The organism is Daejeonella lutea, assembly GCF_900168015.1.
Taxonomy (GTDB): Bacteria; Bacteroidota; Bacteroidia; order Sphingobacteriales; family Sphingobacteriaceae; genus Daejeonella; species Daejeonella lutea.
Map to the genome: position 1 here is coordinate 691,557 of NZ_FUYR01000002.1, position 26,545 is coordinate 718,101.

At 40.3% G+C, this 26,545-nt stretch carries 28 protein-coding genes; 14 read left to right on the forward strand and 14 right to left on the reverse strand.

Going from position 1 to position 26,545, the window contains the following annotated elements:
* The first annotated feature begins 65 nt into the window (after window positions 1-65).
* Both B5X60_RS12190 and B5X60_RS12195 read left to right on the forward strand, forming a co-directional pair.
* Entirely contained in the window at window positions 66-1,163 is a 1,098-nt protein-coding gene (locus tag B5X60_RS12190; RefSeq protein ID WP_079702965.1) for a Nif3-like dinuclear metal center hexameric protein, read from the forward strand.
* Window positions 1,163-1,909 (forward strand): zinc ribbon domain-containing protein, encoded by a 747-nt coding sequence (locus B5X60_RS12195; protein WP_079702966.1) that lies wholly within the window; start codon window positions 1,163-1,165, stop codon window positions 1,907-1,909. Before B5X60_RS12190 ends, B5X60_RS12195 begins: the two co-directional genes overlap by 1 nt.
* A gap of 100 nt (window positions 1,910-2,009) precedes the next feature.
* On the opposite strand, the gene B5X60_RS12200 is transcribed toward B5X60_RS12195, so the two are convergent.
* The 6 genes from B5X60_RS12200 to B5X60_RS12225 all read right to left on the reverse strand — a co-directional run bounded on the left by B5X60_RS12200 (window position 2,010) and on the right by B5X60_RS12225 (window position 6,711).
* A complete protein-coding gene (locus B5X60_RS12200; protein ID WP_079702967.1) occupies window positions 2,010-3,086 on the reverse strand; it encodes a 3-oxoacyl-ACP synthase III family protein in 1,077 nt (358 codons plus the stop codon).
* Window positions 3,087-3,166: 80 nt separating this feature from the next.
* On the reverse strand, window positions 3,167-4,237 hold the full coding sequence (locus tag B5X60_RS12205; RefSeq protein ID WP_170878444.1) for a PA0069 family radical SAM protein: 1,071 nt from the start codon (window positions 4,235-4,237) through the stop codon (window positions 3,167-3,169).
* Between the two features lie 62 nt (window positions 4,238-4,299).
* Window positions 4,300-4,947 carry a response regulator transcription factor gene (locus tag B5X60_RS12210; protein ID WP_079702968.1) on the reverse strand — a complete coding sequence of 216 codons (648 nt, stop codon included), beginning with the start codon at window positions 4,945-4,947 and terminating at the stop codon, window positions 4,300-4,302.
* A 5-nt stretch (window positions 4,948-4,952) separates the two neighbouring features.
* The gene (locus B5X60_RS12215) at window positions 4,953-5,588 is read right to left on the reverse strand and encodes a sensor histidine kinase (RefSeq protein ID WP_170878445.1); all 636 of its coding nucleotides are present in this window, start codon (window positions 5,586-5,588) and stop codon (window positions 4,953-4,955) included.
* Between the two features lie 95 nt (window positions 5,589-5,683).
* Window positions 5,684-6,328 (reverse strand): hypothetical protein, encoded by a 645-nt coding sequence (locus tag B5X60_RS12220; protein ID WP_079702970.1) that lies wholly within the window; start codon window positions 6,326-6,328, stop codon window positions 5,684-5,686.
* Window positions 6,328-6,711: a hypothetical protein gene (locus tag B5X60_RS12225; RefSeq protein ID WP_079702971.1), complete on the reverse strand. Its 384-nt coding sequence runs from the start codon at window positions 6,709-6,711 to the stop codon at window positions 6,328-6,330. The genes B5X60_RS12220 and B5X60_RS12225 overlap by 1 nt, the downstream gene beginning before the upstream one ends.
* 270 nt (window positions 6,712-6,981) lie before the next feature.
* Here B5X60_RS12225 and B5X60_RS12230 point away from each other — a divergent pair, with 270 nt between their 5' ends.
* Window positions 6,982-7,332 carry a peptidase associated/transthyretin-like domain-containing protein gene (locus B5X60_RS12230; RefSeq protein ID WP_079702972.1) on the forward strand — a complete coding sequence of 117 codons (351 nt, stop codon included), beginning with the start codon at window positions 6,982-6,984 and terminating at the stop codon, window positions 7,330-7,332.
* Between the two features lie 29 nt (window positions 7,333-7,361).
* Here the strand turns inward: B5X60_RS12230 and B5X60_RS12235 are convergent, their stop codons facing one another.
* The 3 genes from B5X60_RS12235 to rsfS all read right to left on the reverse strand — a co-directional run bounded on the left by B5X60_RS12235 (window position 7,362) and on the right by rsfS (window position 10,576).
* On the reverse strand, window positions 7,362-7,997 hold the full coding sequence (locus B5X60_RS12235) for a LutC/YkgG family protein (protein ID WP_079702973.1): 636 nt from the start codon (window positions 7,995-7,997) through the stop codon (window positions 7,362-7,364).
* A 63-nt stretch (window positions 7,998-8,060) separates the two neighbouring features.
* Entirely contained in the window at window positions 8,061-10,151 is a 2,091-nt protein-coding gene (ftsH, locus tag B5X60_RS12240; protein WP_079702974.1) for an ATP-dependent zinc metalloprotease FtsH, read from the reverse strand.
* Window positions 10,152-10,201: 50 nt separating this feature from the next.
* On the reverse strand, window positions 10,202-10,576 hold the full coding sequence (gene rsfS / locus B5X60_RS12245) for a ribosome silencing factor (RefSeq protein WP_079702975.1): 375 nt from the start codon (window positions 10,574-10,576) through the stop codon (window positions 10,202-10,204).
* Window positions 10,577-10,617: 41 nt separating this feature from the next.
* On the opposite strand from rsfS, the gene B5X60_RS12250 reads away from it, so the two are divergent.
* The 5 genes from B5X60_RS12250 to lpcA are packed head-to-tail and all read left to right on the forward strand — an operon-like array spanning window position 10,618 to window position 16,811.
* Window positions 10,618-11,388 carry a biotin--[acetyl-CoA-carboxylase] ligase gene (locus B5X60_RS12250; protein WP_079702976.1) on the forward strand — a complete coding sequence of 257 codons (771 nt, stop codon included), beginning with the start codon at window positions 10,618-10,620 and terminating at the stop codon, window positions 11,386-11,388.
* Between the two features lies 1 nt (window position 11,389).
* The gene (locus B5X60_RS12255) at window positions 11,390-13,429 is read left to right on the forward strand and encodes a protein-disulfide reductase DsbD family protein (RefSeq protein WP_079702977.1); all 2,040 of its coding nucleotides are present in this window, start codon (window positions 11,390-11,392) and stop codon (window positions 13,427-13,429) included.
* Window positions 13,430-13,433: 4 nt separating this feature from the next.
* Window positions 13,434-14,417 carry a 6-phosphofructokinase gene (gene pfkA, locus B5X60_RS12260; protein WP_079702978.1) on the forward strand — a complete coding sequence of 328 codons (984 nt, stop codon included), beginning with the start codon at window positions 13,434-13,436 and terminating at the stop codon, window positions 14,415-14,417.
* A gap of 10 nt (window positions 14,418-14,427) precedes the next feature.
* Window positions 14,428-16,227 (forward strand): M2 family metallopeptidase, encoded by a 1,800-nt coding sequence (locus tag B5X60_RS12265; protein WP_079702979.1) that lies wholly within the window; start codon window positions 14,428-14,430, stop codon window positions 16,225-16,227.
* An 8-nt stretch (window positions 16,228-16,235) separates the two neighbouring features.
* A complete protein-coding gene (gene lpcA / locus B5X60_RS12270; protein ID WP_079702980.1) occupies window positions 16,236-16,811 on the forward strand; it encodes a D-sedoheptulose 7-phosphate isomerase in 576 nt (191 codons plus the stop codon).
* A 30-nt stretch (window positions 16,812-16,841) separates the two neighbouring features.
* Here lpcA and B5X60_RS12275 read toward each other — a convergent pair whose 3' ends face one another.
* Window positions 16,842-17,180 carry a heavy metal-binding domain-containing protein gene (locus B5X60_RS12275; RefSeq protein ID WP_079702981.1) on the reverse strand — a complete coding sequence of 113 codons (339 nt, stop codon included), beginning with the start codon at window positions 17,178-17,180 and terminating at the stop codon, window positions 16,842-16,844.
* A 49-nt stretch (window positions 17,181-17,229) separates the two neighbouring features.
* Window positions 17,230-17,763 carry a 5' nucleotidase, NT5C type gene (locus tag B5X60_RS12280; protein WP_245803515.1) on the reverse strand — a complete coding sequence of 178 codons (534 nt, stop codon included), beginning with the start codon at window positions 17,761-17,763 and terminating at the stop codon, window positions 17,230-17,232.
* A gap of 104 nt (window positions 17,764-17,867) precedes the next feature.
* Between B5X60_RS12280 and B5X60_RS12285 the strand changes: the two genes are divergently transcribed.
* The 5 genes from B5X60_RS12285 to B5X60_RS12305 all read left to right on the forward strand — a co-directional run bounded on the left by B5X60_RS12285 (window position 17,868) and on the right by B5X60_RS12305 (window position 21,708).
* On the forward strand, window positions 17,868-18,518 hold the full coding sequence (locus B5X60_RS12285; RefSeq protein WP_079702982.1) for a 30S ribosomal protein S16: 651 nt from the start codon (window positions 17,868-17,870) through the stop codon (window positions 18,516-18,518).
* Window positions 18,519-18,613: 95 nt separating this feature from the next.
* Entirely contained in the window at window positions 18,614-19,141 is a 528-nt protein-coding gene (rimM, locus tag B5X60_RS12290; protein ID WP_079702983.1) for a ribosome maturation factor RimM, read from the forward strand.
* A 54-nt stretch (window positions 19,142-19,195) separates the two neighbouring features.
* A complete protein-coding gene (gene trmD / locus B5X60_RS12295; RefSeq protein WP_079702984.1) occupies window positions 19,196-19,870 on the forward strand; it encodes a tRNA (guanosine(37)-N1)-methyltransferase TrmD in 675 nt (224 codons plus the stop codon).
* Between the two features lie 210 nt (window positions 19,871-20,080).
* Window positions 20,081-20,428, forward strand: coding sequence for a 50S ribosomal protein L19 (gene rplS / locus B5X60_RS12300; protein ID WP_079702985.1), 348 nt, complete (start codon window positions 20,081-20,083; stop codon window positions 20,426-20,428).
* Between the two features lie 131 nt (window positions 20,429-20,559).
* Window positions 20,560-21,708, forward strand: a complete 1,149-nt coding sequence (locus tag B5X60_RS12305) for a mechanosensitive ion channel family protein (protein WP_079702986.1) — start codon at window positions 20,560-20,562, stop codon at window positions 21,706-21,708.
* On the opposite strand, the gene B5X60_RS12310 is transcribed toward B5X60_RS12305, so the two are convergent.
* From B5X60_RS12310 to B5X60_RS12320, 3 genes are all read right to left on the reverse strand, one after another.
* Entirely contained in the window at window positions 21,709-22,395 is a 687-nt protein-coding gene (locus B5X60_RS12310; protein ID WP_079702987.1) for a phosphatidylserine decarboxylase family protein, read from the reverse strand.
* 87 nt (window positions 22,396-22,482) lie between these two features.
* A complete protein-coding gene (gene hpt, locus B5X60_RS12315; protein WP_079702988.1) occupies window positions 22,483-23,022 on the reverse strand; it encodes a hypoxanthine phosphoribosyltransferase in 540 nt (179 codons plus the stop codon).
* An 18-nt stretch (window positions 23,023-23,040) separates the two neighbouring features.
* Entirely contained in the window at window positions 23,041-25,173 is a 2,133-nt protein-coding gene (locus tag B5X60_RS12320) for a biosynthetic peptidoglycan transglycosylase (protein ID WP_079702989.1), read from the reverse strand.
* Between the two features lie 280 nt (window positions 25,174-25,453).
* Here B5X60_RS12320 and B5X60_RS12325 point away from each other — a divergent pair, with 280 nt between their 5' ends.
* On the forward strand, window positions 25,454-26,515 hold the full coding sequence (locus B5X60_RS12325) for an Mrp/NBP35 family ATP-binding protein (RefSeq protein WP_079702990.1): 1,062 nt from the start codon (window positions 25,454-25,456) through the stop codon (window positions 26,513-26,515).
* Window positions 26,516-26,545: the final 30 nt, after the last annotated feature.

The window sequence follows — 26,545 nt, forward strand, 5'->3', positions numbered from 1 at the left end:
TTCACACCATCAGGGTTACAGGATTTTGGATAAAGACCTGGAAACTGATACCCCCCTTCTCTCACATGATACTCCGGGAACTTACCACCTTTCTTGAAACCCTGGCGCCACTTGCCTATCAGGAAGATTATGACAATTCCGGTTTAATAGTTGGTGATCCTGAAAAAGAAGTTAACGGTGCAATTATTTCACTTGATTGCACGGAGGCGGTTGTCGATGAGGCAATTGCGAAGGGTCTAAACCTTATTATTTCTCATCATCCCATAGTTTTCCGGGGCTTGAAGAAGTTTAATGGTAAAAACTACGTCGAGCGCGTTGTAATGAAGGCTATTAAACATGACATTGCCCTATATGCCATCCACACCAACTTTGATAATGTTATTGCCGGAGTAAATAAGATGATCTGTGACAAACTTCGAGTGAAGGATGTCCGAATATTGAAACCCAAGGAGAACACACTTAAAAAGCTGGTAACATTTTGCCCAGGAGATGATGCAGAATTTGTCCGGAAGGCAGTATTTGATGCAGGGGCAGGCTGGATAGGAAATTATTCAGAATGCAGTTACAATATTGAAGGCGTCGGAACATTCAAGGCAGAAAATGGTGCAGACCCTCACGTAGGGGAAATTGGTAAACGCCACGAGGAAAATGAAGTAAGAATAGAAACCATTTACCCTGCGCACATTGAGCGGCGTGTTATAGCGTCATTGATTGAGGCACATCCATATGAAGAAGTAGCTTATGACATATACCCGATAAGTAATCCATATCAAGAGGTGGGTTCCGGGATGATTGGAAATCTGAACGTGGATGAGGACGAGGTTGATTTTCTAAACCGGGTTAAAGAAAAGCTTAACGCTAAAGTAATAAGACATACAGCTCTCAGAGGAAAAAAGATTCGAAGGGTTGCTGTTTGTGGTGGTTCGGGCAGCTTTCTGTTAAGCAATGCTATTAGTGCAGGTGCTGACATTTTTATAACAGCAGACTTTAAATATCACGAGTTTTTTGATTCGGAGGGAAAAATCGTTATCGCTGATGTGGGACATTTTGAAAGTGAGCAGTTTACGCAGGAATTATTGTTGGAGTTAATTACAGAAAAATTTCCTAACTTTGCACTCCGTTTAACCGTACAAAACACAAACCCCATAAATTATTTGATTTAATGGAACAAACAGTAGAAGAGAAATTAAAGGCGCTATTCGAACTTCAGACCCTTCATACCCAGATAGACAAAATTCGTCAAACACGCGGTGAACTTCCCATGGAAGTTGCCGATCTTGAAGATGAAGTTGCTGGTTTAGAGACCCGGATACAAAAAATAAAGGCGGAGCTTGATGAACTTGAGGATTCAATCGTAACCCGCAAGAATATGATCAAGGAAGCTTTGGCTGCAACCAAGAAATATGAAGTTCAACTTGGCGATGTAAAGAACAACCGCGAGTACGATGCAATTTCAAAAGAAATTGAAATTCAGGGCTTAGAGGTTCAGGTTTCTGAGAAGAAAATCAAGGAGCATACGTTCGAAATTCAGAACAAGACTGAGATCTACGAAAAAGCATTAGCTAATATCACAGAACGTAAAAAGGATCTGGAAATTAAAAAAGCAGAGCTTGATACAATAACGGCTGAAACTGAAAAGGAAGAAGCAAGTATTATTCACAAGGCAGATGATGCTGAGAAACACATAGAAGAACGGTTGTTAATTGCCTACAATCGCTTGCGAAATAACGCAAAGAACGGGTTGGCAGTAGTTACGATTCAACGTGATTCTTGTTCTGGCTGTTTCAACCAAATACCCCCACAAAGACAATTAGATATCCGTCAGCGCAAAAGAATTATTGTTTGCGAGCACTGCGGAAGAATTATTGTTGATGAGGGCTTTGCACTGGAAGAAGCGCCAAGCGCTTAATAACAACTACTTATAAAAAAAGCGATCAGATATCTGATCGCTTTTTTTGTGCCCGTAGCATTTTTAGCCAACACTTTTTAAAAATATATATTCTAATTTCTTAAAACTGATAGACCATGGCGTTGATGTTCATTCCAGCCCCTACTGAAGCTAGTGCGATCCGGTCGCCAGTGTTAAACGTGTGGGCTTTCATCTGATTTTTCATGATTAGGTCCAATAGCGTCGGTATAGTTGCAACAGAACTGTTTCCGAAAGTACTTATTGTCATCGGCATTACGTCGTGAGGTGCCTCACGAACTCCGTAAAGTTTGAACAATCGTTTCAAAATAGCTTCATCCATTTTTCCATTGGCCTGATGTACGAGTACTTTCTTGACCTCGTTTATATCCGTTCCCGATTTTTGAAGGGCCTGCTGGATTACAAGCGGAACGTTTTTAAGTGCATACTCATATATCTTTCGGCCATCCATTTTTATGTATTGCTCATCAGATATGAAATCCGGATTACTAGACTTATCGGAGTAGAGGTAATATGCTTCTTCAAACGTATGTGTTTGAGTTTTATGAGAAAGGATTCCGCTTCCATTAGTTTCCTGAGCTTCTAGGATGGTGGCTCCAGCTCCATCAGCAAAAATCATACTATCCCGATCGTGGGGGTCAGTTACCCTCGAAAGTGTTTCAGTGCCAATGACCAGGATTCTCTTTGCATCACCCGAGCGTATAAAATAATCAGCCTGAATCATACCTTGAAGCCAGCCAGGGCATCCAAATGGTAAGTCGTAAGCAACACAATCGGGGTTCTTGATACCTAATTTATGTTTGATCCTCGATCCCAGGGTTGGAATCACATCTGGTCGGGTACTCCCAGGAGCAATGTCACCAAAATTATGTGCCACTATTACATAATCCAGAGTTTCCGGATCAATTTTGGAAGATTCTAGTGCGTCAAGGGCCGCCAGATAACCAAGGTCGGACGCGCGATGATCCGGATCTGCGTAACGGCGTTCTTCAATTTCGGTAATGTCTTGAAATTTGGAAATTATCTCGCTGTTTTCCCGCAAAATGGCTTCGCCATTTTTTTCGTAGAAGTTGTGTTCCAAAAAGTGACTGTTTGATACAATGTTAGACGGTGTATAATTGCCCGTACCAACAATAACTGACTTGATATTGGAGCTCATTTAAGAGATTTTATACTGAATACTATTATGGTTTAGTGTATTAAAGGTAAGCTATTTCATTTAAATACAAATATTGGCAATTAAAATAAATCCAGTTGTTTCCCACCCGAAGGAGTAAAATGATTCATGCTCAAAGGTTTCATCAAACGGCCTTTCATAAATCGGTTGACGGAAATACGGAAAAGCTGATGGATGCTTTCAGCTACTTTGCCATCACCAGTCATTCGCTTTCCCCACCGACTGTCGTTTAGTTTTCCCTCATGGCAGCTGGCAATCATGTGCAGCACTTTATCTGCCCTATCCGGGAATGCTTTGTAGATCCAATCCTTAAAGATTTCTGCAATAGCGCCGTTAAGTCTAACTAGTGTGAAGTTAGCTGCTGAAGCACCCGCATCGGCGGCTGCCTTGATAAGGGCGGGAATTTCATCACTGTTCAAGCCTGGAATTATGGGCGCGCACATTAATCTTACAGGAATGTTAAGCTCTGTCAGTTTCGAGATAAGCCGGATGCGGCTTTGCCCCGTTACGGTTCGCGGTTCAAGTTTTTGCCGCAAATTTTCATTTAACGAGTTTACTGTTACTGCCACATGCACGAGATCCAGCTTAGCCATTTCAGAAAGGATGTCGATATCCCGAATGATTAGGTTGTTTTTGCTTATCAGGCTTACTGGATGCTTATATTTCAAAAACACTTCCAGTAACGATCTTGTAATCTTTAGCTTTCTTTCAATTGGTTGATAGCAGTCAGTATTTCCCGACATCATTATTGTTTCTGGGATATAACCTTTTTTGTTAAAGAACTTTTCCAGCAATTCAGCAGCATTTCTTTTTACAATGATTTTCCGCTCAAAATCAAGTCCCGGACTAAAACCATAATATTCATGGGCATTACGAGCGTAGCAATAAAGACAGCCATGCTCGCATCCCTGGTAGGGATTTATGGAAAGCATAAAAGGCAGATCAGGACTATTGGATTTACTTACTATATTTTTGGGATGTTCCTCGAAAAGTTGAGTCGCAGTGTCTTCAAGCATAATCTCGTCGATACCTTCTTCATGATCTGCAACATATTTGCTTTTAAGAAACTTATTGTGTGTGTTGACCTGTGCGCCACGGCCTTTAAAGAAATCGTTATTATCTACATAAGTCACAAAAGCTAAAATACTAAAAATATTAGTATCTATTGCATGATTACACAATGATTAGTGTAATATTAGAATTCAACTATTTTCCTTTTAATAGCATATAGAACTAGTCCGACACGGGTTTTGAGTTCAAGTTTAGCGAAAAGATTATCTCTGAAGGTTTCTACAGTACGTGAGCTTACATTCATTTCAAGGCCAATTTCCTTGTACGACATTTCGGTACAGGCAAGTTTGAGAAAGGCAACTTCCCTATCTGTTAGGTGAACCTCGTTTTTCTCCTTTCCAGGTTTACCAGAGTCGTTTATATTTTTAATTACCTTATTGCTTACCAGGTCGTTGAAATGATACCCCCTTTCCATAACTGATTCCATGGCAGTTTGCAATTCCGCAGGATTTGTGTTTTTAAGAAGATATCCTTTTGCTCCCGATTTTAACATTCTGATTATGGATTCTTCATCGTCCATAACACTAAGCGCAATCACTTTTACCGAAGGATAATTTACACGTAGCCAGTTGCAGGTTTCATAGCCATCCATATCAGGCATTGTCACATCCATTAATACAAGGTGAGGCAGAGCAGAAGGCTTGAGCTTTGCTATGAAATCGCGCCCACTTCCAGCCTCGAAAAGAACTCTGAAGTTTGAAAAGCTGCTTATTAACGAAGAAAGTCCCTGCCGGATTAACTCATGATCGTCGATAAGAGTGACGTAGTACATTGCGATTAAGATTTTAAAATGAAAGATACAGATGTTCCTTCGTCAATTTCGCTGATGATTCTTACTTCTGCATTGATTAGTGCGGCCCTCTGTTTTAAATTCTGCAAACCTATTCCTGATGATTTATTTTCGACGCTAAAACCTCGTCCATTATCAGAAATTAATATCGTTCCGATAACTGAATCATTCTGAATTAAAACCAGAATTTTATCTGCCTGAGAATGTTTAATAATATTGTTTAGAACTTCCTGTACCATACGATATAAGATTATCGTTTTTTCAGGCGGCATATCATAAAGGTCGTTTTCTATAGTAAGTGTGGTTTGGAATATGCCTGTTCTTTCAAGTTGAACAAGTTCCGTTTTTATTGATTCGGTTATTCCGATTGTTTGGACACGATCCGGGTTCAGGCTTTTGCTGAGCCCTCGCAGATCATCAATTGCTTTTGTAACAAGCCCGCTGGTAAATTTCAGTTTTTCAGTATCAGGTCCTTTAAGAGTATTAAGATTCAAGGATACCAGGCTAAGTACCTGGCCGATATTGTCATGAATCTCACGGCTGATATGCCGCAGAGTCTGCTCCTGAATCTCAAGCTGCGATTTCAGCAGTGTTTGTCCATACTCAAACTGAAGATCTTTCATCTGTTTGAGGTGCTCAATTTTTTTTCGGCTATATTGAATGAAAAGCAGGTAAAAAAAAATAAGCAAAACGCTTAGGCTGGCGGTCCCTATAAATATTAACCAGATCGATATTTGTGAGGGTACCATAAAACTCCGATAATAATCAGGATGAATTTAATGATGTTTGAGACATAACTAAAATTAAAAACCAGATTTTTATCACTTGGGCTAAGCTCGAATGTGTATTTGTAAATCGTAGCAATTAATACATTCAGGACAGAATAGAAGAGAAAACCTGACACGATCCAAAAGGCTGGGCTTTTCTGGAAAGTCATAATTTCCTCACTCCTGGAAAGAAACAAGAAATAGTTTAATGAATAGATGATAAGCATCAAGTAGGCGATCCCGGAAGAATTGCTGTTGAACTTTAAATAGCTTTCAAAAAAGAGAAGGTTTGTAATCCAGATTAATATGTACAGAGGCAGAATAAACTTTATCAAAGAACTAGAATCGCCCGTTAATTTGCGAATATAAATTGAAAAGAATACGAGTTCAATCAAGGAGTATGCATGATATAAATAGCTGTTATTTATATACCGGTCGGCCATAACGTTCGACAGAAACATTATTAGAAATGTGATTAGCAGATACAGGGGAATGATTCTATCTTTCCCCTGTATTTTACGAATTACCGGTGCGTATGCCAAAAGGGCCAGCAATGGCATAAAGGTATCAGAAAGCTGAAGTAGCCGCTTGATCATTAGCTATTTAATTCGTTTTGAGTACCGCAGTCTTCCGGACAGGGGCGGCCTTCTTCTAGTGAATCGCCTAAAAAGGTGGAACTTGAAGTGATTTGGGATGGAACAACGTCATTGTATCGGGTACCATCTTTTATGCATCCAACTACATGAAGTCGGGGAACTAGCTTGTTGTTTATTTCTTCAAATCCGATATACGCTCTTATTCCATTCAATTTTTTCCCACCCTGATTTAAAAGAAGATCCAAATCTTCCTGCGTAAAAAGATAGGAAATTGTCATTTTATTTTTAGGAATGGGATATGATCGTATTTCATCCCTAAATTTTTTGCATTGCTTTACGGCTCTCTCCCATTTAGAACTTAAGCCTTCATTAGTTGTTTCCATGATAATTAATTTAGATTTTTTGAAAACAATATAATTTCAAACAGCCACTTTTTTCCTGAAAATATATTTTATTTTAAAAAAATGGCCTGTAATAGCTCAAGTGTATATTAATATTTTTTTAAGCATTATTTGATTAGCTTTATACCCGTTGTTTGACGGATATAGAAATAGTTAAAAAACGGATGGACTTTTAACGGCTCTCACCTTAACTTGTCCTCATATAAAATGTTTAGCAGTGATTTAAGAAATTAAGTCAGAAAAAATTAGACAATGATTGGCACAAGTGGAGTTCTGCAGCAAGAATATTCTGAAAATTATGCAATTACCGACCGTCTTTTTCGGGAACGGGAAAAGGAAGAAGTTCAAAGTGTTACCAAACTAGAGTTGACGGTTATAGACAGCGAGTCAGGGAAGCCTATCTCGAAAGCTATGATAAGTATTGATACTCAAGGACGAACTGCTATTTGCGACGACCAGGGAAATGCTGTTTTGCAGGATGTATTATCTGGAAGATTCGTCTTAGATGTAATTGTCCCAGGATATATAGCCAATAGTGTATTGATACGAGTTTCAGCTCAGGAGCAAGAAAAAATAATTATAAGAATGATTAGGAACTCCTAATTAAAGTCTACAATGGACTCACACAACGATTACCCTTCTAAAAGAAAAACATAAAGCTCTTTAGGGCCATGTGCACCTAGAACCAAAGTCTTTTCAATATCTGCAGTCCTGCTTGGGCCGGTAATATTGGAGATCATTGTGGGTATCGATTCAGGATATTTTTTCTTAATAAGCTGAAAAGCATCTTTTAGATCTAAAACTAGTTGAGAAGTGTAAGCAATCACTATATGGACATGGGGGTAAATGCTTAAGCGTCGACCGGCTAAGTTCCCATTGGAGATGAAAACACTGCCATTACGTGCTACGAGAGCTTCGCAAGCAGTTATTCCTACTTCTGCATTCAAGAAATCTGTTTCGGTACTATAGTGAGGAAACTCATAAGTTGTGAGTAATGCCTGAATTTGTGGTTCCCAGCAATAAAGTTTTCGCCAGCCTTTTTCTTCAGCCAGATGTAGCAGATTTTCTATAACCTGAATCTGATCTTCACAAAAAACGAAATTACCTGCTACAGCGGTTAATTGTTCAGCGAAAAGAAGATCAATATGATCAGTGTATGGCTCGTAAAGAGGAGTATCTTCCAGATTAGGATATGGGTTATCTCTCTTATCAAGAAGAGCCTTGCGGATCTTCTTTAGCATTTTCTCTTTCGGAGTAGTGTCTTTCATAAATACCGGATTTTAAACAGGGGGAGCCTGTTACGTCCTCCCCCTGTTTAATGGTATTAAATATCAATCAAGTGTGGATCTGTTTTCGGGAAGATCGATATTGTGATCAGCAACGCCTTCGTGCTGAAGCGTTTCTTTAGGAATATCATTTGAAGGTTCGATTCCGTTTACAAACTCATCATATGTAGTGCGATTGTCAAACGGCCTTTTACCAAGGATCTCTTCCAGGTCAGATTGAAACAAGATCTCCTTTTCCAATAGCTTTTCAGCCAGCTTTTCAAGTCCATCGCGTTTATCAGTGAGCAGCTGTTTGGTCCGTTGATAAGCCAGATCGATTTGGTTTCGAACTTCGATATCAATCATTTCAGAGGTCTTTTCAGAATACGGTTTATTAAATTGATATTCACCTTGTGTATCATTAAACGATACATTACCAACTTTATCATTCATCCCGTAAATCGTAACCATCGCATATGAAAGCTTCGTGATGCGCTCAAGGTCATTTTGAGCGCCCGTGGAGATTTTATTAAATACAATATCTTCAGCTACACGTCCGCCCAATGTCATACACATTCCATCCAGCAATTGTTCAGTGGTATACAAAAATTGCTCCTTTGGCAGGTATTGCGCATATCCAAGGGCTGCAACACCCCGTGGAACAATCGATACTTTCACCAACGGGTCAGCGTGTTCAAGGAACCAACCCGCAATTGCGTGCCCAGCTTCATGATAAGCAACGATTCGTTTCTCTTCAGGTGAAATGATTTTATTCTTTTTTTCAAGACCCCCAATCACACGATCAACCGCATCCTGGAAGTCTTGCATATCGACTGCTTCTTTATTACGACGTGCAGCAATTAATGCTGCCTCGTTACAAACATTCGCGATCTCAGCACCTGCGAAACCTGGAGTTTGGGCTGAAAGTTTTTTTGCGTCAACACCTTCTGCTAATTTTAACGGTTTAAGGTGAACCTTAAAAATCTGTTCCCGACCTACCAAATCTGGTTTATCGATAGAGATTTGACGGTCAAAACGACCCGGACGAAGAAGTGCCGTATCGAGGACGTCAGGCCTGTTTGTAGCAGCGAGTATTATAATCCCGGAGTCGGTACCAAATCCATCCATCTCAACAAGCAATTGGTTCAGCGTATTTTCACGCTCATCGTTGCCACCAACAATATTGTTTTTCCCACGGGCCCGACCAATAGCATCGATCTCATCAATAAAAATGATACACGGCGCCTTATCCTTTGCTTGTTTGAAAAGATCCCTTACACGTGATGCTCCCACTCCAACAAACATTTCTACGAAATCAGAACCAGACAAAGAAAAGAATGGAACCTGAGCCTCACCAGCCACAGCCTTTGCCATGAGCGTTTTGCCGGTACCTGGTGCACCGATTAATAACGCTCCTTTGGGAATCTTACCACCCAGGTTGGTGTATTTTTTTGGATTTTTAAGGAAATCCACAATTTCCATTACTTCCTGCTTAGCTTCTTCAAGACCCGCAACATCATTGAACGTGATCGTTACTTGAGATTCTTTATCGAACAATGTGGCCTTTGACTTACCGATATTGAATATCTGTCCGCCGCCGCCACCTCCGGCACCTCCGCCCATGCGTTTCATTATGAAAACCCAAAAGCCAACTAATAGAAGGACTGGTAAGATAAACGACATCAACCATCCAGCCCAAGGACTCTCACGCGACTCGGTAACGATGGAAACGTGCTGATCAACCGGAATGTCTTTCTCGGCCTCTTTTATTTTGGTTTCAAAACTTTCGAAAGTCGCCTGAGTAAAATAGTATTGTGGACCGGTAGAAGCTCCAGTCAGGCTATTTTTGCTTTTCAGATCCTTATATTTTGGCAGATCTAAACGATCTTTCTTAATATAAACATCGACGTTATAAAGGTCAGCATTTTTGTAAGCAACAAGCTTTTCAACATCGCCAGCCTTAAGCATTTCATTCTCAAATTTTTGGTAGTTGATCAGCTGGGCACTGTTGCCGCTAAACATATATTGAACCACGAAAAGACCAAGAATAATTATGGCGTAGAGCCACATTATATTAAATTTTGGTGTTTTGGGGACTATCTTTTTACCGGGGATTTTCTTTAAGGGCTTCTTGGTATCTGATTTATCTTCTTTCATTTCTGTGCAAGGTTGTATAGTAATATCAACAAAACGTAAACCCGTATGGTTTATGCGCTTTTAAAAGACTGCATTTCTGCGTCACCCCAAAGGTCTTCAATTCCGTAAAACTCACGCTTATCAGTTTTGAAAATATGCACCACAACGTCGATATAATCAAGAATGATCCAGTCTGCATTTTGCATACCTTCTTTTCTCCATGGATCTAATTTGAGGGCTTTAAAAACTTCTTCTTCGACACTCTGTGCAATTGCTTTGATCTGGGTAGATGACTCGGCATGACAAACGACAAAATAGTCGGCCACTGAGCTATGTATATTTCTAAGGTCCAAACGGACGATATCGTTTCCTTTTTTTTCCTGAATCCCGTGAATCACGAGTTCTGAGATTGATGTTGATTCTTTAGCTATTTTATTTTTTACCATTAAAAAAAATTAGTTTTGATGATCATAAAAGCAAATCTTAATTGCAAAATAATACTTTTTCAGGACTATTTGTAGGACAAAATCTTATTACTTTAAAAGAGGTAGCCTCAACAAATACCTTTCTAAAGGATGCTTTGTCAAAATCTACGCCATTATTAGAAGGCACTGTAATTATGGCAGAGAAGCAGTTTGCTGGCAGGGGGCAGACCGACAATACCTGGTTAAGTGAAGAACGGATGAATTTAACTTTTAGCATATTGTTAAATCCATCTTTTTTGCGTGTAGATCAACAATTTGAATTTAATAAGGCTATCAGCGTAGCTTTAATTGATGTTTTGGGTACATATGTTGGAGATGATGCGCTGATTAAATGGCCAAACGACCTGTATATTGGTGGTCGTAAAACCGGTGGGATGTTGATTGAGAATATTGTTACAGGTAACAAAATCAAGCATGCCATCGTTGGAATCGGATTGAATGTAAATCAGACTAATTTTCCAGTATCACTTAAAAATGTTACATCTCTCAAACAACGATTACATAAGGATTACGACTTATTGGTTTTGTTAGGCGAAATTTGCAGTGCCATCGAAGCAAGGTATCTTCAATTAAAAGCCGGCCACACCAAAAAGATCAGCCTTGATTATATGAACAGTTTATATCTCTTAAATCAACGCGCGAGTTTCAAAACCAAAGATGGCTTTTTAGAAGGGAAGATTATTGGGGTAAACAGTTCCGGGCAACTTGAAATGGAAACTCCGGGTGGGAGGGTATTTTTTAATAATAAAGAAGTTGAGTTTATTTACGAGTGATATGAAGAACTTATTAGTATTAATAATCTTATTGTTGTCAGGTTTAGCCGGACATTCACAATTTGCGGATCCAAATGCGAAAATCGAAGATCCTGTTCGATGGAGCTACGGATCAGAGAAAATTACTGATACGGAATACGACCTTATCATCACAGCTACAATTGAGAAGGGATGGCATGTGTATTCTCAGTTCATTGAGGATGGTGGCCCCATACCCACGTCGTTTAAGTTTACGCCAGCATCTACGTATAAACTTAAAGGAACTGTTTCGGAAATGCCGAAAGCTGTGTCAGCATTTGATAAGAACTTTGATATGCAGATAGCATGGCATAAAGATAAAGTAGATTTCAGGCAACGAATAGTTCTTTCAGGACCCACCAATGAAGTAAAAGGTGTTCTTGAGTTCATGGTTTGTAACGATACAAAATGCTTACCGCCAGCTGAAGTAGAGTTTAAGATCTCGGTCAATAGCACATCAAACCAAGTCTCTGCAACTTCTTCCGGTGAAAATACTGTATCCCCATCCGCTGCTGATACCTCAGCGGCAAGCCCAAATTCAGTAAGTGCCGATACCCCCGTTATAAAAAGGCAGCTTAAACCCTCAAATAACGAAGGTACTTTGTGGGGCATATTTCTGGCTGGTTTTATTGGTGGTCTGGCTGCTTTTTTCATGCCATGTATCTACCCGATGATCCCGCTCACAGTATCTTTCTTTACCAAGAAGTCTGGATCGAGGGCAAAGGGTATACAAAGTGCAATTATCTATGGTGTTTCTATAATTCTTGTTTATGTCGCACTCGGATTATTAATCACCCTTATTTTTGGAGCATCAGCCCTCAATGAAGCTGCGAGTAGTGCGACATTTAACCTTTTGTTCTTTGTTGCCCTGATTATTTTTGGGATATCTTTTCTTGGAGCTTTTGAGATAACACTTCCCGCTTCGCTTGTGAACAAAATGGATGAAAAATCAAATCAAAATGGATTTATTGGTTTGTTTTTCATGGCTTTTACCCTCGCCCTGGTTTCATTCTCATGTACCGGTCCGATCATAGGAACATTATTGGTAGATGCGGTGTCGAAGGGTTCCTACCTTGGTCCGGCGGTTGGAATGTTAGGATTTTCATCTGCTTTAGCAATTCCTTTTACCTTGTTTGCGATTTTCCCCTCGTGGTTAAAAGAGATGCCAAAATCGGGCGGCTGGTTGAACACTGTCAAAGTTTCACTTGGATTTCTTGAAATTGCCCTGGCATTTAAATTCCTTTCTAATGTCGACCTGGCCTACCATTGGAACCTTCTGGATCGCGATATATTCCTTGCGATCTGGATCGTCATATTTGGTTTCTGGGGACTTTACTTGCTCGGTAAAATCCGCCTTGCACATGATAATGAGGTAGGTTTTTTATCTCTGCCAAGGTTATTCTTTTCTATATTCATATTAGGATTCACCATTTATATGATCCCTGGTTTGTGGGGAGCACCTCTGAAACCTCTCAGTGCATGGCTTCCGCCACAGACCACACAGGATTTCGATATGTATTCCAATAACACGTCGACTGCAGTGACAGAAACTCCGGGAAAAAAGTATGCGGGTCTGTTTCACGCCCCACACGGCTTAGATGCTTTTTATGACTACGAAGAAGGTTTAGCTTATGCCAAGAGTGTAAACAAACCAATTCTTATTGATTTCACGGGTTGGAGTTGTGTTAACTGTCGGAAGATGGAGGCAAGTGTATGGCCGGACGAGGGTGTTTTAAAGAAACTTAAAGAAGATTACGTTTTAATATCTTTGTACGTCGATGATAAGACCGAATTAAGTGCAAATGAAAAATACACATCTGCATTCAGCGGAAAAAATATCAAAACGATAGGCCAAAAATGGAGTGATTTCCAGGCTTCAAAATTCGGAACAAATTCACAGCCTTATTATGTGATAGCTGGTCATGACGGAAAGCCCTTGGTAACACCACAGGCTTTTAATCTTGATATTAATAATTACATTGATTTTTTAAATAGCGGCAAGCTTGCTTTTAGCCGCAAATAAGAATATGACTAAACAGACTATAAAAAATATTGGAGTTTTTACATCTGGAGGGGATTCTCCGGGAATGAATGCAGCAATTCGTGCTGTTGTACGCACAGCGTTGTATTATGATTTAAAGGTAACCGGAATTTTGCGCGGTTACGATGGAATGATTGGTGGTGATTTTCTGGCAATGGAAAGAAGATCGGTCGCAAATATTATTCAACGCGGTGGTACTGTATTGAAAACCGCAAGGAGCGATGAATTCAGAACGAAAGAAGGCAGGAAAAAAGCGTACGATCAGTTAAAGTCACAGAATATCGATGCCCTTGTAGCTATTGGGGGCGATGGAACATTTACCGGGGCGAAAATATTTTATGAAGAATATGGTCTTCCAGTAGTGGGCTTGCCGGGAACGATTGATAATGACCTCCTTGGAACGGATTTTACAATTGGATATGATACTGCTATAAACACAGTTATCGATGCAGTGGATAAAATCCGTGACACTGCTGAATCTCACGACAGGCTATTTATTGTCGAAGTGATGGGTAGGGATTCAGGTCTTATTGCTTTGCGAAGTGGTATAGGAACGGGCGCGGAAGCTATTCTAATTCCTGAAACAAAAACTGATATTAAAGCTTTGCTAGCCCGCCTGGAAGTTAGCAGAAAAGATAAATCGTCAAAGATTATCATAGTTGCTGAAGGAGATGATGCTGGTGGCGCATTCGAAATCGCAAAGAATGTCAAAGAGAAATTCCCGCTTATCGATACTCGGGTTTCGGTTCTTGGACACATACAACGCGGTGGAGCACCAACGTGTATGGACCGGGTATTGGCATCCAGACTGGGGGTTGCTGCGGTTGAATGTTTAAAGGAAGGAAAAACCGGAGAAATGATAGGGATTGTGAATGGTAAAATTCATTTTACACCATTCGGTCAGGCAATAAAACATAATGTTGATGTAAATAAAGAGTTATTGAAAATAGTTGAGATACTGTCACTTTAAGCTTTTTGGTATGAGAAACCTCACTTTGTTTTTTGTATTGTTGATTAGTACATCATGTAATACGAGTAAGCCTGTTCACAACGCGGAAGCCCAGGCTTTCATCGATTCATACACTGAGGAATATGTAAAACTTTACACAGCTTCTTCGGATGCTCAATGGGCTGCGAATACAAAGATCGTTGAAGGCGATAGCACAAACGCGAAGTTGGTGGAACGCACCGGGGAGGCTTACGCCGCATTTACGGGAAGTAAGGAGAATATAGGGAAAGCCCAGGATTTTCTAAAAGATAGAAGTAGCCTAAGTGCCCTTCAGGAAAAGCAGCTCGACAAAATTCTATACTTTGCGGCGAATAATCCACAAACGGTTTCAAATATCGTAAAAGAGCGCATCAAGGCAGAAAACGCTCAGACGGAGAAGCTTTTCGGTTTCGACTTCAAGGTGGACGGTAAGTCAGTTTCAGCTAATGATATTGATAATGCATTGAAAGACGAGACTGATCTTGTCCTCAGATTAAAAGTTTGGGAATCGAGTAAGGAAGTTGGTGTAGGCTTGAAGCCCGGCCTGCTCAACCTTCGTAAACTTCGAAATAAAACAGTTCAGGCTTTAGGGTACAAGAATTATTTCGATTACCAGGTTTCTGATTATGGTATGTCGACCGGGGAAATGATGGATCTGATCCAAAAGATTAATTTGGAGCTTAGACCCCTTTATCGTGAACTTCACACCTATGCCCGCTACGAGCTGGCTAAAAAATATAATGTCAAAGAAGTCCCAGAGTACTTACCTGCCCACTGGCTGCCAAACCGATGGGGACAGGATTGGAGTTCAATGGTTACTGTAACGGGGATGAATCTCGATTCAGTCCTAAAAACTAAATCAGCAGAATACATTGTTAAAGACGGTGAAGATTTTTATAAAAGCCTGGGATTTAATGCGCTCCCAGGTTCATTCTGGCAGAAATCAAGTTTATATCCAGCTCCTGTAGGGGCGGCGTATAAAAAGAACAATCATGCTTCGGCCTGGCACATGGACCTAAATGAAGATGTCCGGAGTTTGATGAGTGTGGAGCCAAATTCAGAATGGTATGAAACAGCGAATCATGAGCTCGGTCATATCTATTACTATATGAGCTATACCAACAAAGATGTTCCGCCTTTAATGCGCGAAGGTGCTAATCGTGCGTATCATGAAGCCATGGGAAGTTTGATGGGGCTTGCTTCGGTTCAAAAACCTTTCTTGGAGAAAAAAGGCATCATCCCGACAGGAACTAAATCTGATGGAATCCAGGCCCTGCTTAAAGAAGCTTTAAATTATGTGGTGTTCATCCCATTCTCTGCGGGTACCATGACAGAGTTCGAAAAGTCCCTTTATGCGGATGAGCTACCTGCCGACCAGATTAACTCCAAATGGTGGGAACTTGCTAAAAAGTATCAGGGGATCGTTCCTCCATCAGTTCGCGGCGAAAATTTTGCTGATGCTGCTTCCAAAACTCACATTAACGATGATGCTGCGCAATATTATGATTATGCTTTGTCATTCGTCATCCTGTTTCAGCTTCATGATCATATCGCAAAAAAAATCCTGAAGGAAGATCCAAGAGCAACAAATTATTATGGGAATAAGGAAGTTGGAAAGTTTCTCAAGGAAATCATGACGCCCGGTTCAAGCAAAGACTGGAAGGAAGTGTTGAGGGAAAAAACTGGTTCAGATCTTACTGCAAGGCCAATGCTTGATTATTTTGAGCCATTAATGAAGTGGTTGAAGGAACAAAATAAAGGAAGAGTTTATACGCTTGCAGAAGGGTTTTAATACTACCGATGGAAGACATCAAAAAACATTTTACAGAAGCCCAGGACGCATTAAGCAAGTTTATCGGCAATCCTGACTCGTTTAAGAGTATAGAGAAGGCAGGTCAGATGCTTGTTCGCGCTATTCAAAATGGAAATCAGATAATATCTTGTGGCAACGGAGGATCGATGTGCGATGCCATGCATTTTGCTGAGGAGCTTTCCGGTAAATACAGGAATGATAGGCCAGCCTATCCAGCTATTGCGATTTCTGACCCTGCTTATTTGTCATGCGTCGCAAATGACTACGGCTACGAGTTTGTTTTTTCCAGAATGGTTGAGGCAATGGGCAAAAATGGGGATGTTCTTGTCGCAATCAGCACAAGCGGAAATTCCGGGAATATCCTGAATGCAATCAATGCGGCAAAAGCAAAGGCTATGCTAGTTATTGGCCTAACCGGTAAAGACGGCGGAGAAATGGCTGCTTTTTGTGATGCGGAAATTCGGGCGCCTGAATCAGAGTATGCCGATAGAGCCCAGGAAATACACATAAAGGTGATCCATAGCCTTATCGATTATGTTGAAAGAAACCTTGCCAAATCTTAACAATTTGACAAGATTCCCGATGTAGTTTCGTTAAACTGATTGAACTGCGTCTTCCAAAACTACTGCGGTGCCAGATGAGCTTACCATCAGCATACTTCCATTGCTTCCCAGTGTCTCGTAATCAAGATCTACAGCAAGTATAGCATTTGCACCGATGCGAAATGCTTGCTCCTGCATTTCACGAAGCGCAATATCTTTTGCCTCACGAAGCCCTTCTTCATAAGACCCTGAGCGGCCACCGACGATATCACGAATTCCAGCAAAAAAATCTTTCACAATATTTGCTCCGATTATAGCTTCGCCTGAAACTATACCCAGATACTTAACTACTTTTTTTCCTTCGATGTTGTTGGTTGTTGTTACGATCATTTTAGTAGAACTTAATGGTTTGTTGTTAGATTATAGGAACTAGGAAAAGTTACAGCAACTTTTCCGCCACCTCGTTCCAGTTATTTACTCTTTCATAATCTGTGAGCAGCATGTTGTGTGGCGAAGTAAATAATAGCTTCCTGCCCTCATAATCCACGAAATTCTTAATTCTGTCGTCGATCATTATATCTGTGTTTACGATTTTGTAACCACAGAACATAATATGTTGCCAGCCAATAAACGGAAAGTGATCTGCAAGCCATTCATGTTTATCCTGTAAAGAATTAGGGAATTCCATTGCTGCAGACACTATGAAAACCTCATATTTTTTCTGAAGTTCTTTCATAACTTCGACACTGTCAGGGATTACATCAAGATCGCGAAAAAATCCTTTTTCATTGATATACTCACGAATTTTCAGCCTCGCATGTTCAGGAACATGCATAGCCATTTCATTTCCCGGAGTTATTGTCAGGTCAAGGGGAACATCATAATCTCTATTGTAAAGCTTAATAAATTTGGCAATCGGATCAGCAATAACTTCATCCATATCGACGGCAATGCGTAGTTTTTTCTCAGACATGCCTCAAAAATAGGAAATTGAGTTTTTTAAATCCGATTTATTTGTATCTTTGCAACCCCGCAGAATAGACTCCGGGAATATGTTGAATACATAAAACTTGAAAAATGGCAACTAAAATCAGATTGCAAAGATTTGGTAAAAAGGGAAAACCTTTCTACCATGTGGTGGTAGCAGACGCACGTGCTCCAAGAGACGGTAAATTCATAGAACGTATCGGTTCTTACAATCCAAACACAAATCCGGCTACTATTGACATCAATTTCGACAAAGCGTTGGATTGGGTTAACAAAGGAGCTCAGCCTACAGACACTTGTCGCGCAATCCTTTCTTACAAAGGTGTAATGTACAAGAAACATCTTGAAGGTGGTGTTAAAAAAGGTGCTTTAACTGCTGAACAAGCTGAAACTAAATTTGCTGCCTGGTTAGATAGTAAAGAAGGTAAAATAGCTGGCAAAAAAGATAGCCTGACTAAATCAAAAGAAGAAACAAAGAAGAGTGCTTTAGCTGCTGAAGCAAAGAAGAAAGAGGAAATCGCGGCTGCAGTTGCAGCTAAAAACACTCCGCCTGCTGAAGAAGAAGTTGCTGAAGAAACTGAAGCTAACGACGTTGAAGAAACTGCAGTAGAGGAAACTCAGGCACCTGCAGCTGAAGAGGCTGAAGAAGCACCTGCTACTGAAGAAGTTGCAGAAACGCCAGCTGAGGAAGCACCTGCTGCCGAAGCAACGGAAGAAGCTTCTGACGAAGAGAAAGCATAATTTCTTTAAGGTTTAATTAACGCCATTGCAAATGCAGCCAAAGCTAACTCCGGTTAGGGTTGGCACATTAGCAATGGCGTTTCTATTTTACAGACATGAAGATCGAAGATTGTTTTTATATCGGGTACATAACTAAAACTAAGGGCTTAAAAGGTGAAGTTCAGGTCTACTTCGAGTACGAAGCGCCGGAAGATCTTCTTCTCGAATCTGTGTTTGCTGAAATAAACGGTAAACTTGTCCCATTCTTCGTGTCATCTTACAAGCTCCAAAATAATCAGACGGGTAACTTCTATTTTGATGATATTGATACTATAGAAAAGGCTCAGACATTAATCCGGAAAAAACTCTATCTACCCGAGAAATTAAAGCCTGTTAGAGACGATGATGAATTTCTGATTACCGACCTTAAAGGTTTCATCGTTCACGATGAGACTGCGGGGGAGCTTGGTGAGATCATTGAAATACATGAATATCCGCAGCAGTATGTTGCCGTCGTGCCATATAAATTTAAGGAGGTTCTTTTTCCACTAAATGATGATTTGATTGTGGAAATAGATGAAGAGAATGGTATTTTAAAAGTTGATCTTCCCGAGGGTTTGATCGATCTTTACGTAGGAGATTAAGTGCCGAGTTTTCGCCCAAACTTATAACTTACAACGTATAACCTACAACTTATCATGCGTTTCGACATTATAACGGTTCTTCCCGGATTACTTGAGAGTCCATTTGCTCATTCGATATTGCAACGGGCGCAATCAAAGGGGCTGTCGGAGATTATTGTGCATAATCTGAGGGACTATTCAAATCATAAGCAGAAATCTGTAGACGATTATCAATACGGCGGGGGCAGCGGTATGGTGATGACCATTGAGCCATTCGCCAACTGTATTGAAAAACTTAAGTCTGAACGCGAATATGATGAAGTCATATTCATGACACCTGATGGGGAGACCCTCAATCAAACCATGGCGAACGAACTTTCCGGGAAAAAGAATATTATTATTCTGTGCGGGCATTATAAAGGGATCGACCAGCGTATAAGAGATATTTTTGTTACCCGCGAAATATCCATAGGAGATTTTGTGTTATCGGGTGGTGAACTCCCCGCAGCAGTACTTGTTGACAGTATAGTTCGACTGCTGCCTGGAGTATTGAACGACGAAACTTCGGCTTTGTCCGACTCATTTCAGGGTGAACTTTTGGATGCACCTGTTTACACCAGACCGGCCGATTGGAAGGGTCACAAAGTGCCTGACATTTTACTGAGCGGGAATGAGGCAAAGATTAATGAGTGGCGCCATGATCAGGCTTTGGAACGAACGCAGAAGAGAAGACCGGATCTGCTGAAGTAAAAGAATTACTAATTCCGAATTACAACCGTCAACTGTCAACTGTCAACCGTCAACTGAGTCCTACTTACAAGTTACTACTATATACTTCCAGACCCTCCATTACGTCAATTAAAACAAATTGTTCACACTTCTTTTTAAATGTTAATAATTATTCGTAATATTGCAATCCGATTTTTACGGGCTAAAAATCGACTTTAAGAGCTTAAAATCATGGATTTAGTAAAATTTGTTGAAGAGCAGGTAGTAGTTAGAAAAGAAGTTCCTGCTTTCAAAGCTGGTGATACGGTTAGCGTTCACTATAAAATTCGCGAAGGAAATAAAGAACGTATCCAGATTTATCAGGGTGTGGTTATCCAACGCAATAGTGTAGGTGTGAACGAAACTTTCACTGTACGCAAAATGTCAAATGGAGTAGGTGTAGAGCGTATCTTCCCTGTAAATTCTCCTAACATCGATAAAATTGATGTTAACAATCATGGAAAAGTTCGCAGAGCGAAACTATTCTATTTACGCGAGTTAACTGGTAAGGCAGCTCGTATCAAATCTAAAAGAGTATAATTTTATCATACAGGATTTAGCCTTCTCGATCATATCGGGGAGGTTTTTTTGTTTTTGTAGGTAGGATTAGAAATAGCAGCAGCCCGATTACGACCGCTAAAATCTAATCTACACATTCGCCAATTTACCATATGGATACAAGCTTCTTGAACAATATTTTTCTTGGAAACAGTGTCAAAAACTACCTGCTATTCGCTGGAATCCTGCTGTTTGGATTGTTATTTAAGCGTATTTTTTCGAAGCTCCTAAGCCGTATTCTGTACAAATTATTTAGAAGTGTCCATTCCGGCACAGATTCGAATGTTTTTGTTGGATTACTATTACGACCAATTGAGCTGTTGATATTATTCATTACCATTTACTTGGCGATCAACCAACTTGATTATCCTTTAAACGAAGTAATTTTTAGGCGCACTGACACCGCTAACAAAGTACCTAAGATCTTCGAGATTAAACTTATTCAGATTATTGACAAGCTATTCCTGCTTCTATTTATAATCTCCTTTTTCAGGATTGTACTTCGCATTATTGATTTTATCGCACACATATTCCTTTACAGAGCTTCACTAACTGAATCTAAATCAGATGATCAAATGGTTCCCTTTGTAAAAGAACTTTCTAAGATTGTCACCATAATTTTTGCGGTCTTTGTGGTTCTTGGTTCGGTGTTTAACCTGAATGTAGCAACAATTATTGCTGGTTTGGGAATTGGAGGTATAGCAGTAGCCCTTGCCGCCCAGGATACCCTGCAGAATCTCCTTGGTTCATTTACCATTTTTGCAGATAAGCCTTTCGTAGTGGGTGACACCGTGCGGATTGACAAGTATGAAGGGACGATCGAAAAAGTCGGCTTCAGAAGCACCCTTTTGCGGACCGTTGAGAAAACCCTGGTGGTCATCCCTAATAAGAAAATGGTGGATAGTCCTCTGGAAAATCTTAGCTTGAGAAACTCGCACCGAATGAAATTTAACATCGGGCTGAAATACGATACACCCGCAGACGTAATGGTGAAAATTGCCGATGAAATAAAAGAATTCATCAATTCGCGTCCATTGGTTACTGGGGAAACCGTAGTGACGTTTGATACCTTGGCCGAGTCTGCCTTAAATATCCAGGTTCAATACTTTATTAATGTTGGAGAAGGGGTTGATTATGGGAAGATTAAAGAAGAAGTGAATTATCAGATTATCAAGATCGTTGGCGATAATGGTGCAAAGTTTGCCTTGCCCGTTCCAACGATCATTAACGATTACCGCGGAGAAAAACCAGCGGAAAATTGACTACTTCGTCTTTGTCGTGTTAGTTGACGGCTTCAAATGAGCAAGAACCGTAACCCCACCCTGAACAACCTGATTTAGATTTACGTTTATTTCAGTGCCAAGTGGTAAGAATAAATCAACCCGGGATCCGAATTTTATAAAACCAAATTGCTCGCCCTGTACAGCTGCGTCACCTTCCTTCGAATAACAAACAATTCTTCTAGCTAAAGCACCGGCTATTTGTCTGAACAGAACAGACACGCCCTTATTATTTTCAATAACCACAGTGGTGCGTTCATTTTCCGTGGAAGATTTTGGATGCCATGCTACCAGGAATTTTCCGGGATGATATTTTGAGTATTTTACCACCCCTGAGATAGGATTTCTGTTCACATGCACATTTATAGGCGACATAAAAACAGATATCTGGATCCGTCTGTCTTTTAAATATTCCGTTTCTTCCGTTTCTTCAATTACGACAACTTTTCCGTCGGCCGGACAGATAACCTGCTCCTCATTTTGCTGAACAATTATATTGGGGCTTCTAAAAAATTGAAGAATAATTACAAAAAGCGCGAAAGAGAGAATGTAAATGATCCAATGAAGCCATGTTGTATCCGGCAGGAAATAATGAACGATAGCATTGAGAACAAAAATAAATAATATGCTAAGTGCTATGGATGTATATCCTTCCTTGTGAATCGTCATTTGAATGCCTGAATGTTTAAACAAAAATACATAATTCCAGCATTTGTCAAGAAAAGATAAGCCTTGCTCGAAAAGCTGAGTTTATGGCTATTTGGATACCGCGCGGTAAATGTCCTTCAGATTTCTGCCCAAGCCTTTGTAATCCAGTCCGTATCCTACAACAAACTCATCAGGAATTTCAAATCCTACATAACAGATCTCCTCGAATTTCGTCTTTAAAGAATTGGGTTTAAGCAGTAAGGTACAAACGTTAACCGAAGCAGGATCCTCTTTCTTAATCATATCCAATATGTAAGTAAGGGTTGTTCCGCTATCAACTATATCTTCCACAATAATGACATCTCTCCCTTTAAGATCCATTTGTAGGCCAATTTCCTTTTTTATCTTCCCGGCGCTTTTATCTCCCTCATAAGAAGAAACCTTTACAAAAGTGACTTCCGACGCAATATTAATTTCCTTAATGAGATCTGCCAGGAAGATAAAGCTGCCATTGAGAACTCCTACAAACACAGGTGTGCGGGTTTCAAAGTCAACATTTAGTTGAATACCAATAAGCCGGATCCGTTTTTTAATTTGCTCATATTCCAGCAACAGGTCAAAAGCCTTTTCGTCTATTTCAATCCTCATAACTTAAATTTAAGCAAACTAATCATCTTCATTTTTTTTAGCTTCACGTTGTTCACGCCTTTGTTCCCTTCGCTGTTTCCTTGTTTCGGCGGGAGCTGCAACCGTATCCTTACTTATTGGTTTTGATTTATTTACATCCTTTATGGCCACCGTATCTGGTCGTTTTTTTCCAATGATCTGTTCTAGAATAGTCAATTCTTCTTCAGGTTCACCAACCATAAGGCTATCCGCCGTTAATGAATCAACCATTGGAATGCCCGAGCGCAGACCTTCTCGTAATCTAACAGAATAAAAACCATAAGCACTACTGTCAGGAGCAGTTAATCCCCTGCGCGCCATAAGGCCGCCAATAAGCCTGAAATATCCCCGCAGTGATTGACGGAGGCTTCCGTCGCCTTCGAATCGGTATAGGCCCCCCTTAGGCCGAGGAACTATACTTGCCAGGAATATTCCCTCACCAACATCAAGCTGCGATGGGTGTTTACCAAAATAGTAGCGCGCAGCTTCTCCTATGCCATAGACATTGCGTCCCCATTCGATCAAATTCAGGTATACTTCGAACATCCTCTGCTTGCTTGAAAGGTTGCTGTTTTCGATGATCCACACAATCAACATCTCTTCTGCCTTGCGCGCCATTGTCTTCTGCCTGCTCAGATAAACGTTTTTTACGAGTTGCATCGAGATTGTACTTCCCCCGCGCTTAAAGGCTTTTTCCTTGAAATTAGTAATTATAGAATTTCGGAAAGATTCTTCTACAAATCCATTGTGGCTATAAAATGAAGGATCCTCAGCAGTGAGAAGTGCGTTTTTAAGATTGGGAGATATCTGATCAATGGGCACATAATCGGGATTTTCAGGACCGATGATAATGTCTCTCATGGGCTTTCCATACTCATATGGCGTGTAAACGAAGGTCTTATTGATTTTCTGTAAATTCGTTTTACCCCACTTCACTACTTTAAAACCAATGTTTTTGAGCTCAGATTTGAAGATTACGCTATCAGGTATTTTTTCATCAAGATGGAAATCAAGGTCATATTTCACCTTACCTTTCACCTGGATGCCTTCTAAAGATTCGAAAAGTCCTTGTGGAAAGGAATTAACCACTTGTTGAGCATCCATTTCATCGGTATGGACTTTCAATTCATACACCTTCGACGGTGAGAGAGTATATTTGATAAACGGATGTATGGAGATATCTTTTACGTGAATGGTGGACGTACTGTCTATAGAAACAAAGTTCTTTCCGATGACCATATCAGCATCGAGGTACGCATCTGGCACCACAATATCATTCGCGGAAATTCTAACATGATTAACCAGCAGATTCTTGACACCCCATGAGCCGTTAATCTCTAATATATCCCCCCGCTTACTTATCCCTTTCATCTGAGTGGACGCGGTATCAAAATTTAATTTAAGACCTAATCGCTTTTCAAGAAAAGGCAGTTCTACTTTCTTATTGTCAGCAAACATGATCAAATCAAGCTGTTGATCGCCTGGGTCTACTGTGCCCTCAACATGCCACGTAGACTCGTTCCCATTAACCTTTATCGTTGATTTGACATCCCCGCCATCTATAGTTGCTGACGTTGTATAAAAATTCAGAGCACTTGTGTCGTCCCGGAATTTAATCTCAAAACCCCGTACATCCATATCGTCAGGAATTTTATAAAGCAACTGGTTGATCAGGCTGTTTGCAAGCTTAGAAAGATTCAATTCAGATTTCTTTTCCGTGCTGTCAACACTTTTTTTGCGGAAAATAAAGTCATAGTTGCTAACAGACCCTCTCTTCACCAAATTTACCTGCCCAGTATTTAAAATAATCTCTGAAAGTTTGATATCTCCGAAAAGAAGTGGAAACAATTTAACCCCAACTTTGAAATTTTGAATGTTTGCCAGACTATCGCGATCCTGGGGCACCACAGTAATGTTCTTAAAACTGACCGTGCTTAATCCTGTAAAATTTGCACTGCCGATTTTTACGTCCAGATCGTAATCACGTTTTGCCTTCGTAATTCCTTTTTGAATGGCCGCCCGTAATATTGCCTCTCGTTTGGTATAAGCAATTCCACCTGCAATTATGATGATTACAAGAAGACTCGTTAAGGTTATCAGAGCTATTTTAATGTATTTGTGCGGTATCTGCATGAGAGGGTTTCCCGATCTTTTGAGAGATAACGTATTAAATCTTAGAAACGTTTTCGCCATAATTTATTTTGCGGGTCAATCCACTGTAAAATCACCTTACCGACTAACAATAAACCCTTCCGGTTTAGTAGATTTGCGTCAAGAAGCCAGGTGAACAGAACACTGCCAACAAATATATAAAAACCATGTCGGCCTTCGCTTAGCTAATTAGTTCAGTCCAGTTTTCAGGGCCAAATCAGTGTGTAAAGCAAGTAACCGATAAAGTAATTTTCCAACCTTAATGATAAGCTCCGAACAGATTTTTAATGCCTTACGATACGTCGAAGATCCCGATCTAAAAAAAGATCTGGTGACCTTGAACATGATAGAAGACCTGAAGATTGATGGTAATAAAGTTAGCTTCACCGTCGTGCTAACGACTCCCGCCTGTCCGATGAAAGATATGCTCGAGAATGCTTGCCGGAACGCGATACTACATTTTGTAAGTAAAGAAGCTGAAATATCCATAAATATGAGCTCACGCGTAACCAGCAGATTAGAACCTGGGTTAACGGGCATAAAAAACATTATCGTTGTTGCTTCAGGAAAAGGTGGCGTCGGTAAGTCGACTGTTGCCGTTAATCTTGCTTTGGGCCTTGCAAAAAAGGGCGCTAAAGTTGGATTGATAGACGCTGATATCTACGGACCTTCGATTCCAATCATGTTCGGTGTGGAAGGTGAGCGCCCTCATGCTTCTCAGAATGCCGAAGGAAAAACCAGGATTGAGCCTATTGAAAAATATGGCATTAAATTATTGTCGATAGGGTTTTTTACCGATCCTAATCAACCTGTACCTTGGCGTGGACCCATGGTTTCAACTGCTGTTAAGCAATTATTTAATGATGCGGATTGGGGCGAACTAGACTATATGATTGTTGACCTTCCACCGGGAACGGGTGATATTCACATCACGATCACACAGGGTTTTCCAATCACTGGAGCGGTCATCGTTACGACTCCACAAAACGTTGCTCTAGCAGATGCACGAAAAGGAGTTGGGATGTTCCTGATGGATTCGATCAATATTCCTCTGCTGGGTGTAGTCGAGAACATGTCGTATTTTACCCCTGCTGAGTTGCCTGAAAACAAGTATTACATTTTTGGAAAAAATGGAGGCCAGACTCTCGCACAGCAATATGGAATTGCATTCTTAGGGGAAATACCTCTTGTAAAAAGCATCAGCGATGCTGGCGATGTAGGTAAGCCTGTCATTTTGGATGAAAACGACATAATGGGCGAAGCTTTTATGCAGATTGCGGAGCGAGTAGCACAGCAAGTGGCCATTCAAAACGCGGTTAAATAACATTTTTTAAAAAATTCGTATCTTTATAAA